Annotated in this window: 12 protein-coding genes; 1 reads left to right on the plus strand and 11 read right to left on the minus strand. The window is 60.4% G+C overall.

Annotated elements, in window-relative coordinates:
• Positions 1 to 165: 165 nt before the first annotated feature.
• From DTW90_RS24885 to DTW90_RS24905, 5 genes are all read right to left on the minus strand, one after another.
• A complete protein-coding gene (locus tag DTW90_RS24885) occupies positions 166 to 1,290 on the minus strand; it encodes an alanine racemase (RefSeq protein ID WP_149341688.1) in 1,125 nt (374 codons plus the stop codon).
• A 66-nt stretch (positions 1,291 to 1,356) separates the two neighbouring features.
• Complete coding sequence (locus DTW90_RS24890; protein ID WP_210251429.1) at positions 1,357 to 2,958, minus strand: gamma-glutamyltransferase; 1,602 nt, start codon at positions 2,956 to 2,958, stop codon at positions 1,357 to 1,359.
• A 122-nt stretch (positions 2,959 to 3,080) separates the two neighbouring features.
• On the minus strand, positions 3,081 to 3,980 hold the full coding sequence (locus tag DTW90_RS24895) for a polysaccharide deacetylase (RefSeq protein WP_149341691.1): 900 nt from the start codon (positions 3,978 to 3,980) through the stop codon (positions 3,081 to 3,083).
• Between the two features lie 27 nt (positions 3,981 to 4,007).
• A complete protein-coding gene (locus DTW90_RS24900; RefSeq protein ID WP_246665027.1) occupies positions 4,008 to 4,754 on the minus strand; it encodes an SDR family NAD(P)-dependent oxidoreductase in 747 nt (248 codons plus the stop codon).
• A 71-nt stretch (positions 4,755 to 4,825) separates the two neighbouring features.
• Entirely contained in the window at positions 4,826 to 6,115 is a 1,290-nt protein-coding gene (locus DTW90_RS24905) for an MFS transporter (RefSeq protein WP_210251430.1), read from the minus strand.
• Positions 6,116 to 6,206: 91 nt separating this feature from the next.
• On the opposite strand from DTW90_RS24905, the gene DTW90_RS24910 reads away from it, so the two are divergent.
• Positions 6,207 to 7,013, plus strand: a complete 807-nt coding sequence (locus DTW90_RS24910; RefSeq protein ID WP_149341695.1) for an IclR family transcriptional regulator — start codon at positions 6,207 to 6,209, stop codon at positions 7,011 to 7,013.
• Between the two features lie 110 nt (positions 7,014 to 7,123).
• Here the strand turns inward: DTW90_RS24910 and DTW90_RS24915 are convergent, their stop codons facing one another.
• From DTW90_RS24915 to DTW90_RS24940, 6 genes are read right to left on the minus strand one after another with little or no spacing between them, the layout of a single operon-like run.
• Positions 7,124 to 7,651, minus strand: a complete 528-nt coding sequence (locus tag DTW90_RS24915; RefSeq protein WP_149341696.1) for a flavin reductase — start codon at positions 7,649 to 7,651, stop codon at positions 7,124 to 7,126.
• A 50-nt stretch (positions 7,652 to 7,701) separates the two neighbouring features.
• The gene (locus DTW90_RS24920; protein WP_149341699.1) at positions 7,702 to 9,057 is read right to left on the minus strand and encodes an LLM class flavin-dependent oxidoreductase; all 1,356 of its coding nucleotides are present in this window, start codon (positions 9,055 to 9,057) and stop codon (positions 7,702 to 7,704) included.
• A gap of 23 nt (positions 9,058 to 9,080) precedes the next feature.
• A complete protein-coding gene (locus DTW90_RS24925) occupies positions 9,081 to 10,151 on the minus strand; it encodes an ABC transporter ATP-binding protein (RefSeq protein ID WP_149341700.1) in 1,071 nt (356 codons plus the stop codon).
• Positions 10,151 to 10,936, minus strand: coding sequence for an ABC transporter permease (locus tag DTW90_RS24930; protein ID WP_149341702.1), 786 nt, complete (start codon positions 10,934 to 10,936; stop codon positions 10,151 to 10,153). Before DTW90_RS24930 ends, DTW90_RS24925 begins: the two co-directional genes overlap by 1 nt.
• A complete protein-coding gene (locus DTW90_RS24935; RefSeq protein ID WP_149341704.1) occupies positions 10,933 to 11,838 on the minus strand; it encodes an ABC transporter permease in 906 nt (301 codons plus the stop codon). Before DTW90_RS24935 ends, DTW90_RS24930 begins: the two co-directional genes overlap by 4 nt.
• Before the next feature lie 28 nt (positions 11,839 to 11,866).
• Positions 11,867 to 12,943, minus strand: coding sequence for an ABC transporter substrate-binding protein (locus DTW90_RS24940; protein ID WP_188080032.1), 1,077 nt, complete (start codon positions 12,941 to 12,943; stop codon positions 11,867 to 11,869).
• Positions 12,944 to 12,999 lie beyond the last annotated feature (56 nt).

Genomic DNA, 12,999 nt, shown 5'->3' on the forward strand with positions numbered 1-12,999 from the left:
TTTGATGGCAAATTCCGCTGAGGGTTCATTCGTAAAATGGGAAATGTAGAAGGAATGATCGAAAACGATCACTGATGAGCGCATGTCAATTCCTGTCGGTCGACGTGGCCCGGCAATAGCGGCTACGGGACAGAACGCGCCTCTCGGCGGCCGGCATGAAAGAGATCAGAAAACGGTGCCGTGCGCGTCGATCGGCCAAAGCTCAAACTTGCCGTTCTCGTCGATCACTTGAAACGCTCTCGCGAGATTGACCACGGGGCACGCGTGATTGGGATAGATGCGCAACCGGTCCCCGATCGCAGGGCATTGACCGCCATGGGCAACGAAGCCGTGCTCTTCCGAGAGGCTGACGACGGGCATTCCCGGATGGTCCGTGCCGACGGGGACCGCAAGACCATAGCTGGTCAATCGCGTGGAACCATGGGGGCCACGATCGCTGCTGAGAACCTTGGAACCTGCATCGATGATGGCGTGGGTGTCGTTGCAGCTGACGACGGTCGCCAGAACCGTCAGGGCGATATCGGCTTTCGTGATTAGTCCTAGCGAAGCCTGGACAAGGTCCATGAAGACGTAGTTGCCAGGCCGGATTTCTGTGGTGTTTTCGTAGTGATCACACGCCCAGACCGTCGGCGTGCTGCCGACCGAAGTGCAAGGCACCAGCATGCCGGCGGCAGCAATGTGATCGGCAACGTCGCGCATAATTGTCTGCTCTTCGCGCGCAATCGCCACAACGGCGTCGCGGTCGACGGCCGAATAGGCATGCCCGGCGTGACTGATGATCCCACCGAACGTCAATCGCGCTCGATTGGCGATCATGCGCGCGAGCGTGACCGCATCATCGCCGGATGGATCGACCCCGCATCGATGCAGGCCGACGTCGACCTTGACCATTAAGTTGGTCTCGAAGGCCATATCGCGCGCAGCCGTACCGATCGCGTCCACGCCAACAGCTGAATCCACAATGAGATTGAGCCTGGTGCCATGCTCTTTTGCCAACATCAGAAGCCGGGTAATTTTGGTGAGATCAATCAGGGGATAGGCGACGGTAATGTCGGCGATCCCGCCCCGAATGAAGACCTCTGCCTCGGAACTCTTCGCGACCGTAATGCCGCAGGCGCCGGCGGCGACCTGCATCCTGGCGATCGCTACTGATTTGTGCGACTTCACATGCGGTCGCAGCTGCAAGCCGTGAGCAGCCGCTCGGTCAGCGGCTGCTGCGATGTTTCGCTCCAGTACGGTGCGATCCAGGAGAATGGCAGGGGTTTCGATCGTGTCTAAGCGGACCATCATGTCTCTATCCAATCCCGTGCGGCGATTGCCAAGCCATGCCCAGCAAGCGCGGCTTGGGCTTCGATGTCAGTTTGCAATATCGGCTGCAATTGCCGCCGACCACGGGGATATCACATCGCTGCAGCCGACCGCACCGCTTTGATCGACGATGATCATGTTGGGACAGGCGAAATTGATCGGCAGGACGCTGTGTTCGACGATCGACAGCGGCCCCGTTTCATTAAGTGCCGACAGGACCGCATCCGGCAATCGCCGATCGGCGTTAACACCATCAGGAGCCGACACGTCGATCCGCGGCAGATGGGCGACATCGGCGAGATCAAGTCCGAAGTCGAGCGTGAAAGCCAGCATCTGGTAGATGCTGGCGAGAATCCGCCGCCCTCCGGAGGCGCCGGCGGCCATGCGCGGCCAGCTTCCGTCCTTCGGCGTGACGATAACCGGGCACATGTTGCAGAGGGGACGTGCGCCCGGCTTGATCGCATTGGCGCTACCCGGCCGCGGATCGAACCACATCATGCCGTTGTTCATCAGGACGCCCGTCGACGGCAGCACGACGCGGCTGCCCATCGACGACAGCAGCGTCGTGGTGACGGCGACCAGATTGCCTTCGCCGTCGACGACGGTGAGGTGCGTGGTGCAGGTATCGCCGGGCTCCGTCGCCATGTCGGAGGCTCCGAGACCCTCCAGTCGGTTTGCATAGGCGTCCTGCATTACCCTTGAAAGGCGCGCAAACCACTCGGGTCCCGGTTGTTCGCCGGCAAGATCGGCCTGCGTCATGCCGGCAATGACCTGCGCGAGCGTTGGCGCGGCCGTCAGGCCGCCGGCGGTATGAACAGTATGGGTCCCGCGCCAGTCGATACCAGGCGCATCGCGCACCGCGGCGCGGTAGCCGGAAAGGTCCTGCGCATCGACGACACCGCCGAGTTCGGCGATGTCACCGGCAAGATCGGCAGCGATCGAGCCGGAATAGAAATCGTCGAGACCGGATGCGGCCAGCCGCTCCAGGGTTTGCTGAAGGCCGCCAAGTCTGAAGAAGCCCGGCACCCCCTGGTAAGGCGGCACGGGCGGAAGACCGTTCGGCAGATAGATGCGCGCGCTTTCGGAATAGAGCCGCAGGACGGAGGCCGAGGAGGCCACCTTCAAGGTCGTGTACCAATCCTGCGGAAGGCCGCGCTTGGCAAGGCCGATGGCGGGCTGCAGCAGGTCGCTGACCGGCATGTCGGTACCGAATGTCTCCTTGAGCTTGGCATAGCCTGCGACGGCCGACGGTATGCAGAAGGATAGAGGTCCGTGAATATTGCGGTCGCCCTCGACCTCCGGCCAGGTGAAAAGGTCCTGTTTGACCGCGCCGGTCAGCGGATAGTCGGACGGGTCGGCGCGACGCGGTGCGATCGGTCCGAAATCGACGACCTTGGCCTGCTTTTCTCCCGCCTGCAGAACCAGCGCGAAGCCGACGCCCCCGAGACCGCTGTTCCAGGGTTCGACGGCGGCAAGCGCAAAGCAGGCTGCCACGGCGGCGTCGGCCGCATTGCCGCCGGCTTCCAGAATGGCCGCACCGGCCATGGCGGCATCACGGCTTTGCGAAACCACGATACCATGCTTGCCCTCAGCATGCGGTTTGCTGACGAGCCAGTTCTGCGTTTGATAGGTCGGTCGTTCGGCGCTCAACGGCGTGCCTCCCGTAAAGAAGATTTCGGGCAGATGCGCGGCGGCCAGGCGGCCACCGGTTATGTTTGCATCGGCGAGGATTTGCCTGCGGGCGGTCGGAGCGCGGTGGCGCTCCTTTGCAATCAGGATTCCTTGACGTATTGCGCGACTTCGGCGTGGGTAGCAAACCAGACATCGCCCTTTGCCTTCGCATGCCGGATCACTTCTTCAAGGATCCAGATCCTGGAGCGCGCGGTGATGATGTGCGGATGCATGGTGAGCTGGAAGAGGCCGCCCGCGTCGTAGGCGGCATCGAATTCGCGCAGGAAGATGTCGAGCACGTCTTTCGGCGGCGTATAGGGACGCAGCGACTGGAAGCGATGCATCATGAAATAGACGGCGTCGTCGCGGACCCACTCGACCGGAACCTCGACGATGCCAGTCGGCGTGCCGTCCATGACGAGTTCGTAGCAATCCTCATCGGCCATCAGCGAGGAATCGTAGAGAAGGCCGAGCTCGGTTTCGATGCGCAGCGTATGCGGGCTGAAGTCCCAGGACGGCGTTCTGAGACCGACCGGCCGAACGCCGGTGATCTTTTCCAGCGTGTCCGTCGAGCGGAACATCAGATCGCGCTCGACATCATAGGGCAGCACCGAATTCAGCTCGTGGATCCAGCCATGAATGCCGATCTCGTGGCCTTCGGCAATCACACGCCGCTGCTCGTCGGGATGCAGGAGCGCTGCGACGGCCGGCACATAGAAGCTTGCCTTGATGTCATGGCGCTTCAGGAGATCGAGAACGCGTGGAACACCGACGCGGTTGCCATACTGACCCCAGGACATGCGGCTGATCGACTTGCCGCCATCCCGCAACTCATTGGTTTCGTGGTCGGAATCGAAGGAAAGAGCGACCGCGCAGCGCGCGTCGTTCTTCCATTTGGCCGGCGCCAGCCGCCGGCCCGCCCGGGCCTGATTGACGAGCTTGCGCCAATGCGCCTCTTCCCACTGCCAGGGTTCGCCAAGCTTATCGCCATCGTTGCTCATGAGGGACAATCCTTTCCTTGATGATCTCTATTTGCCGCCGTCGACCGACAGAACCTGGCCATTGACGAAACTCGCCAGATCGGAGGCGAAGAACATCACGGCCCTGGCGATTTCGTCGGGCGTGCCGAGGCGCTTCAGCGCCACCGCCTGAACGATCTCAGCCTGACGATCGGCACTATAGGAGGCCCATTGCCGATCGGTCGATGTCGTATGAACGAAGCCGGGCGCAACGCTGTTGACGCGGATACCGAAGGGACCGAGCTCATGGGCAAGCTGCCGGGTCAGGCCGAGCATGGCGTGCTTGGAGGCGCAATAGGCCTGCACACCGGTCAGGGACGCCTGCAGGGCGGCGCCCGACGTGATCGTCACGATGGCCCCCGATTTCTGTTCCTTCATGGCCGGAACGACCGCGCGGCAGAGCGCGAAGGTAGCGCCGAGATTGATGTCGACAACCCGGTCCCACTCCTCGTCGCCAACATCCTCGAAGGGCTTTTTCAACTGACCGGCCACGCCGCCAGCGTTGCAGACGAGGATGTCGATGCCACGGCCGGTCCGCGCTTCGATATCGGCAATCCATTTCGCACCCGCCTTGCGATCGAGCAGATCGACCTTGTCGAGGACGATATTGCCTTCAAACGGAGGCTCGGGATCGCTGATGTCACAGCCGAACACGGTCGCGCCGGCAGCTGCAAAACGGATCGCGATCGCCCGACCCAAACCAAGCGCCGCACCGCTGATCGCGACCGTCTTTCCCTGAAAATCGAGCATGCTCATCGTCTTTCTCATTTGACACTATGCACATTCGATGGACCGGCACCTCTGAGGAAAGGCGCCGGCCAAAATTGCTAGCGCAGCTCGCTGTGGGCGGTTTCCTTCAGCGTGGCAATCACAATCACCGAGGCAATCGCAGCGGCGATGAGGTAATAGGTCGGCGATATCGGGGAGCCTGTTCGGCTGATCAGCCAGGTCGCGATAAAGGGTGCGAAGCCGCCGAAAATGCTGGTCGCGAGACTATAGCCGGTCGACATCCAGGTCGAGCGCGTGCTCGTCGGGAAGATCTCGGCGATTGCCGCAGGCCCCGGTCCGGAGAACATCGCGATCATCAAGCCGAAGATCAGCTGGACAATGATGACGGTCGGCAGGGAGACGCCCGACAGCATGACGGAAAACAACGGGTAGGTCAGGACGGCAAAGGCAACGCAGCAGCCGATCAGGAGCGGCTTGCGGCCGATCTTGTCGGAGAGCAGGCCAAGGAGCGGAATGGCGACGACAAGCATGACCAGGCCGATCGTGTTCGACCAGAGCGAAGACGTGCGGGAGAGGCCGGCATATTTTTCGGTGAAGGTCGGCATGTAGTAGAGGATGACATAGTAGGACACGGTCCAGAGGATCGTGAAGCCGAACGCCTTCGCGGCCAGGATCCAGCCGGGCGTTTCAGAGGCGGTCACAACGTTCCTGGCGGCACGATAGATCGGCGTTTCCTCGATATCGCTGCGCATATACATGCCGACGGGCACGAGCAGGATGCCGAGAAGGAAGGGAATGCGCCATCCCCAGGATTCCATCTGATCGCCTGACAGAACCGTGCTGCAGATGGCCGCAACGGCCGAGCCGATCAGCAATCCGCCGGCAACACTTGCCTGCTGGAAGCTGCCGAAGAAACCGCGCCGGTTCTGTGGCGCCCATTCGACGATGAAGGCCGTCGCACCGCCCCATTCGCCACCGGCCGCAAAGCCCTGCATCAGGCGGCAGATCAAAAGCAGCAGCGGCGCAAACAGTCCGATCGAGCTATAGGTGGGAATAAGACCGATGCCGATCGTGCCGATCGCCATCAGGAAGATCGTCAGCAGCAGCGCTGCCTTTCGTCCCTTCGTGTCGCCCATGCGGCCGATGATGATCCCGCCCAACGGTCTGGCGACGAAGCCGATGCCGAAAGTGGCGAACGTCGCCAGGAGGGCACCGACTTCGTCGCCGCTTGGGAAGAAGTTTCGGGCAATGATCGTCGCGACGTAACCGTATATCGCGAAATCATACCATTCGAGAATATTGCCGGCGATCGCGGCACTGACGGCCCGCCAGCTTTCCATATGGGATGGACTGTCGGCCTCGGCGAAATGATCGGATGTCGTGTTCATGCTGCTGCTCATCTCTGTTCCCACTCACTCTTGCATCTTAGTTTTTGGTATTGTATTGCAATACTTAAAATTATAATTTGGGAGAGAGACGATGTCAAACACTGACGTGTCGGAGCGCGGTGACCCATTGCATGTCGCATCGGTTGCGAAGGCCTTTCGCGTTCTGGAGGCTTTCGGGCAGACGATCACCGATCTGAGCCTGATGGAAATCGCGGATCTCACGGGTCTCGACAAAAGCGCGACCCAGCGCTTTACGCATACGCTTTGGCAGCTCGGCTATCTGGAAAAGGACGAACGAACCCGGCGTTTCCGCCTCGGCAAGCCGGTTCTCGATCTCTCCTTTTATTATCTGCGATCGAACGCGCTGATCGAACTCGCAACACCGGCGCTTGTGGATCTCCGCAATTCCTGCGGCGAACGGGCCAATCTCTCGCTCTACGATGATACGACGACGATCTATGTCATTCGCCAGCAGACCAAGCGGGAATATTTCGACGGTTCGCTCATCGGCCGCCGCATCCCGGTTTTCTGCACCTCCGGCGGCCGGGCAATTCTCGCGCAGCTCCCCTCCCACGAAGTGTCCTCCATTCTGTCGAGGTCGGACCTTAGGGCCAAGACCGCCAAGACCATCACCGACCCTGAGACAATCATGCGAAAGGTCGAGGAAGCGGCGGAGCAAGGCTATGGTCTGGCCGTCGAGGAAATGGTCCTCGGCGAAATCACCATCGGCGCCGCCGTCATCGACGCCAATGGCAGGCCCATCGCCGCGGTTCACATTGCCGCCTCGACCGGCGACTGGGGCGTCGATGCATTCCGCGAGCGGTTCGCGCCTCTCGTCATCGAGACCGCGCAGTCGCTCAGCCGTTCACAGCGGCATATCACGCACAGAGTGCGGTAGAAGGCTCGCACTCAGGTCCGCGACAAGGCTTTAGGTCAGCAGGGACAGCGCAAGGTCGCCGTCAACGCCGGAGATCTGCGCTTCCTGGACAGGATCACGATACGCCGTCGTCAGGTTACGCATGAACCGGCAATGTTATGATATGCGCGGTCGAAATAGATAAGTCCGTTACCCTCGGTTCGGGATTTCATGGCAACAACGTCACAGATGAGAATGTCATGGCTGCCGCTCGGTATGCAGGAACCTACCCTGCAGTCAAAGGCTTCCAATGCGTCATCAAGGACCGGGCATCCGGTCGCCAGTGTGGACCAGGAACCGAGCCTGAAGCGATCCTCCGCCGCTGTTTTGCCACCGAAGAGCTGACACAACGACTGGTGATGACCACTGGCAACGTTGACGCAAAGAAGTCCATTTCGGATGACGGGAGCATATGCCGATGACGCCCTGTTGACGCAGACCAGCAGGCTCGGCGGCTCGTCGCTGACGCTGCAGACAGCGGTCGCCGCAAAGCCGGTTCGCCCGCCCGGTCCGTCGGTCGTGACGATGTTTACCGCTGCGCCAAGCCGCGCCATTGCGTTGCGAAAGCCGGCTCTCAGGGCTTCCTCCGATTTTTGATGCTCGACGGGCTGCGACTGCATTGGTGGTGCTTTCCGGTATCAGGCACTTGCGTGATCTGCGATCTTCGCCGTCATACCGCTTGCGCATATCTGCCGGCGGGCCGCTTGAGACCCAGATTTTCCCGCAAAGTGCCGCCTTCATATTCACGGCGAAACACGCCCATCTCCTGCAGAATAGGCACAACCCCGTCGACAAAATCGTTGAGCCCACCGGGGAGCGTCGCGGGCTGGATAAGAAAACCGTCGACGGCGTGGGCCCGGTACCAAGATGCCATGTCATTGGCAATTTGCTCCGGCGTTCCGACAATCGTCCTTTGACCTCTCGCTCCGGCATATCGCAGATACATCTGGCGGATGGTCAGTCTTTCATTGCGGATCATGTCCACCATGATCTTCAGGCCGCTTTTGCTTGCATTGGTGTCCGAGGGTATGAGTTCGTCCGGCACCGGCTCGTCGACGGGCAAGCCGGTCAGGTCGATGCCCAACTCCGCCGAAAGCAACATCGCCCCGACGCTCGGATGGATCAGGGACTGCAGGTATTCGTGTTTCTCCCGGGCTTCCGCTTCGGTGCGACCTATAATCGGATTGAGGCCCGGAAGGATTTTGAGTTCCTCCGGCCTTCGCCCGAACTTCGCCATCCGCCCCTTGAGGTCCTTGTAGAAGGCGACCGCAGCCTCAAGCCGGGTCTGGGCGGAGAAGACGATTTCCGCCGTCTCCGCAGCCAGTTCCTTGCCGTCTTCCGACGAGCCGGCCTGCGCAATGACAGGGTAGCCCTGCGGCGGCCGGGCAATGTTCAGTGGGCCTTCGACATTGAAAAAGTCCCCGTGATGATTAAGCGGGTGGAGGCTCGACGGATTGAAATAGGTGGCGGTTCCCCTGTCGCGGACAAAGGCATCATCGTCCCAGCTGTCCCATAGCCCGCAGACGACCTCGACGAATTCCTTTGCCCGCTTGTACCGCTCCGCGTGGCCGAAATGAGCCTCCCGCCCGAAATTCGTCGGTTCCCTGGGATTTGTGGAGGTTACGACATTCCAACCCGCGCGACCGCCGCTGATATGATCAAGCGAGGCATAGCGGCGCGCGACGTGGAAAGGTTCGTTGTAGCTGGTGGTCGAGGTGGCGATCAGGCCAATGTGCTCGGTAACCGCCGCCAGCGCGGATAGAAGAGTGACGGGCTCGAAATACGACATATACTGCGGCCAACGCTTCATCACATTCGGGTCGCCATCGCGGATTGCCAGGGCGTCTGCCAGGAAGAGGGTGTCGAACTTGCCGCGCTCGGCGGTTTGCGCCAGTTCGGCGTAGTGACGAAAGTTGGATCCGGCATCAATTTGCGCTTCCGGATGGAGCCAGGACGCAACATGGTTTCCCGTCGGGTGAAAGAGCGCGCCAAGCTTCAACTGGCCTTGTCTGACTGCTTCCGTCATATGTTCCTCACACTGGATCGGCTTCAAACGGCAAAAAGCAGCGCGTCTGACGGGTTGAAGAAGATGGTGGCGCTATCGCCGATGCTGAGCCGGGAAGCGGTCGAATTGTTGGGCATCCAGACGCGCAGCGGCTTGCCGGCGAGGATGAGCTCGTATTCGATCACGCTGCCGAGATAGGTTCGCCTCGAGACCCGGCATTCCAGGCCGGCATCGCGATGTCCGTCACTGAGAGGTGCGACCGACAGGGCTTCGTAACGGATCATCACCGAAACGGATGTTCCCGCCGGCAATTCGGACGGTCCGCACAGAACGGTCCCTCCGCCCGCCAAGGCCACCAGCGTCCCATCCGGCGACGTGTTGACGACCCTGCCCTCAAGCTCATTCATCTTCCCGATGAAACGACCGACCACTCTGTCGGAGGGTTGTTCGTACAGGTGTGCCGGATCGCTATATTGAAGCAGGCGGCCTTCCGAAAAGACTGCGACCCGATCAGCCAGTGCCAATGCTTCGGACTGGTCGTGCGTGACGAATATCGTCGTCGTCCCGACTTCCTGCTGCACGCGCTTGATTTCGTCGCGCATTTCATCTCGAAGCTGGGCGTCGAGATTGCTGAGCGGCTCATCCATCAGCAGCAGACTTGGCTGGAAGGCCAGTGCACGAGCCAGCGCAACGCGCTGCTGCTGGCCACCGCTCAACTGTCTGGGAAAGCGATCGGCCAGATGCGCGAGCTTGACCAGCTGGAGGGTGCGGGCGACGGCTTCGTCTTGCTCGGCGCGAGATTTGCCGCGCATCAGCAGGCCGAAAGCGACATTCTGCGCGACCGTCTTGTGCGGGAAGAGCGCATAATGCTGGAACACCATCCCGATGTCCCGCTTGTTCGGCGGGCGATTGCTGATGTCGACGCCATCAAGAAGAAGGCTTCCACGATCCGCCGTCTCGAAGCCCGCAATCATCCGCAAGGTCGTTGTCTTGCCGCAACCGCTGGGGCCAAGCAGACAGACGAACTCGCCGTTCCCGACCGTAAGGTCCAGATCGGCAACGGCCTGAAAGGCGCCGAAGCGTTTCGATATCCCTGAGAGAACCAATTCCGGCATCAGTCGAGCAACCTTATTCCAAGCCATCTTTCCAGAATGACCGTGGTCACGGCCGCGATAGCGATTATTGCAGTGGAGACCGCTGCGATCATCGGGTCGATGCGAGACTCGATGTAGGCGAACATGACGGTCGGAAGCGTCGCGGTCTCGGGACTGGTGAGAAACATCGAGATCGGAAGGTTCACGAACGAAAGGATAAATGAGAAGGTGAACGCCGCCACGATGCTGGGACGCAACAAAGGAAGCGTCACCTCCCGCCATGTCGCGAGCCAACCCGCGCCGAGATTCCGGCTGGCCTCCTCAAGGCCAAAATCAAAACTTGCGAGCCCTGTGAGTATGAGCCGAAGCGCAAATGGCATGACGTAGACCGTGTGGACAGCGATCAGCGCCAAGAGGTTTGTCCCAATCCCGGTCCATTCTGCGAACTGCAGGACAGCCAGGCTCAGCACGATCTGCGGCACAAGCATCGGCGTCAGCAGCGCGGCTGAGACGACGCTCTTCCGTTTGCTCTCAAACCGGCTCAGCCAATATCCCGCGAGAAACGACGTCGCCACTGCAAGCGCGGCGGATATCGCGGCGACGAGTGCGCTGGTTTTCGCAGCGGCAAGAAAATCGGGCTGGTCCGCAATGGCGGAATACCAGGAGAGGGTAAAATGCTCGAACGGCGATGGAAAGCTTGTCGCGCTGTTGAAAGACGTGCCAACGACCACAAGCAAGGGTGCCATCAAAAATGCATACATGGCAGCGAGATAGATCGCGGCGAGCGTCTTGTTGGCAAATCTCATGTGCGACCGATCCTTCGAAGAAGCATGGCCACGACCGCGATGGTCACGATCATCGTCAGCAACAATAGGATGGCTGCAGCCGCCGCGAGTTGGCTGTTGTAGGTCGCCAGAATGAACTGGGAGATCAAGGTCGTCAGTGTGAGTTTCGAAGCGCCGCCGATGTAGTATGGCGAGACATAGGAACTGGCACTGACAGAAAACGAGATCACCGAAGCCGAGACGATGCCCGGAGCGCTGAGGGGAAGGGTCACATGTATGAATCGCTGCAGCCCATTTGCGCCGAGATTGCGCGCGGCCTCGTTGAGCGCCACCGGAATCTGCTTTAGCGCGGTATAGAGTGTCAGGATGACAAACGGCAGCACGAAATGAAGCATGCTGGTTATGACTGCGGTGTCGGTTCCCATCATATGGGGCTTGGCGATCAACCCCCACCTCACGAGAGGCCCGAACAGAGGGCCACCATCCGCGAGGATCGCCATCCAGCCCAGAATGACGACGAGCGGCCCGGCAAGGATCGGGAATGTCAACGCCATCATCGCGAAATTCGCCATTCGACCAGTCAACGTGGTGAGGATCATCGCGGCCACATAGCCAAGCGGAAGAGCCAGAACGGTGGTGATCAACGCCCATGCGATCGAGCGAAAGACGACGTCCAGATAAAACCGATGCGAAAGAAGATACGTGTAATTGCCAAGCGACAGCCCTTGAAACTGCACGATCGGATTCGGCGCAAGGCTATCCGCGACAATGACTGTCAACGGAAGCACCAGGAAGATGATCAGTACGGCAAGGCTCGGTACGAGAAGCAGCAACGGCGCTTTCGGCATTGCCCAGACCCAATGCATGCGACGCGGCCGTTGCGCGGCGCGTCCGGTGCCTGTCAATGCTTCAATCATGCTCATTGCTGCAGCCAACGTGACCCAAGACGGCTCAACGCGCTCCCCATGCCGGCACGACCTCAAGGTTCAGACGCTCGGTCCACGCAGGACGATTGTCCGCGAACACCACCGGATCAAAGAAACGCAGTTGCTGCACGCGCGGGCCGTAGGCGCAACGGGCTGCGATTTTTTCCGAAAGATTGGCCTTCGCGTTCGTCGGCCCCTGGTATGTTTGTTCCGCAACCCCTTCCTGAACCTTGGGATCGATCAAAAGATTGAGGAAAGCCTCGGCGAGATCCTGCTTTTTGGTGCCCTTGACGACGCTTGCATATTCCAGCGACGCGATCGCTTTTTCTTTCGGATACACGTAATCAATCGCGTATTTCTGGTCTTTCATGGCCTCGAGATAATAGTCGAATTCGGTCGCCACGAGCACGTCGCCCGTCTTGTTGAGCGGAGCCCAGTCCGTCCAAAAAACCGAGAGTTTCGCCGGCTTCAATGTTGCGAGCTTGGCGAAGCCGGGATCGACGTTTGTGGCTGATCCGCCGGCGAGTTCCGCGGCCATGATGACGAAGGCCGGCATCAGGCTGTTGACCGGCGACGCGAAATCGATCTTGCCTGCGAATTCGGGCTTCCAGAGATCTTCCCAGCTCGTCGGCGCCGTCTTCACGAGCTCCGGATTGTAGGCCAGCGCGCAGGCGATCAGCGAATAGGGGACGCCACCGACATGCGCGTCGTCGTCCGACTTTAAGGTGTTTGCCCACGGCTGAAGATCCGCGAAATTCGGCAGGTTCTTTTTCGTGGCAGGCGTCAGGACCCCGGCACGCGTTCCCGTCACGACTGCCTCGTCAGTGGAGAAGAACACGTCCGCCGGCGGGTTCGCGCGCTGTGCCAGCAGCTTGTTGTAGCGGGCGCCCTGCCCGCCAATGTCGAACGCAAGCGTGGCACCGGTGAGCTTCTCGAAACCCGGCTGGACATATTTGCGGATGCTGTCCTCTGTAATGCCGCCCCAGGTCGACACGGTAAGCACGGCGCTGTCTTCAGCCCTAAGCACGGTCGGCGCTCCCAACACGGATGCCGCCGCCACGGTTCCGAAGGTCTTGAGAGCATTGCGTCGCGTAAGCTGCATGGACGATCTCCTGTCAGGCGAAATTCGCATCTTCGATTTTCGTGAAACTAAGCACT

It is taken from the genome of Neorhizobium sp. P12A, from assembly GCF_008365395.1.
GTDB lineage: Bacteria > Pseudomonadota > Alphaproteobacteria > Rhizobiales > Rhizobiaceae > Rhizobium.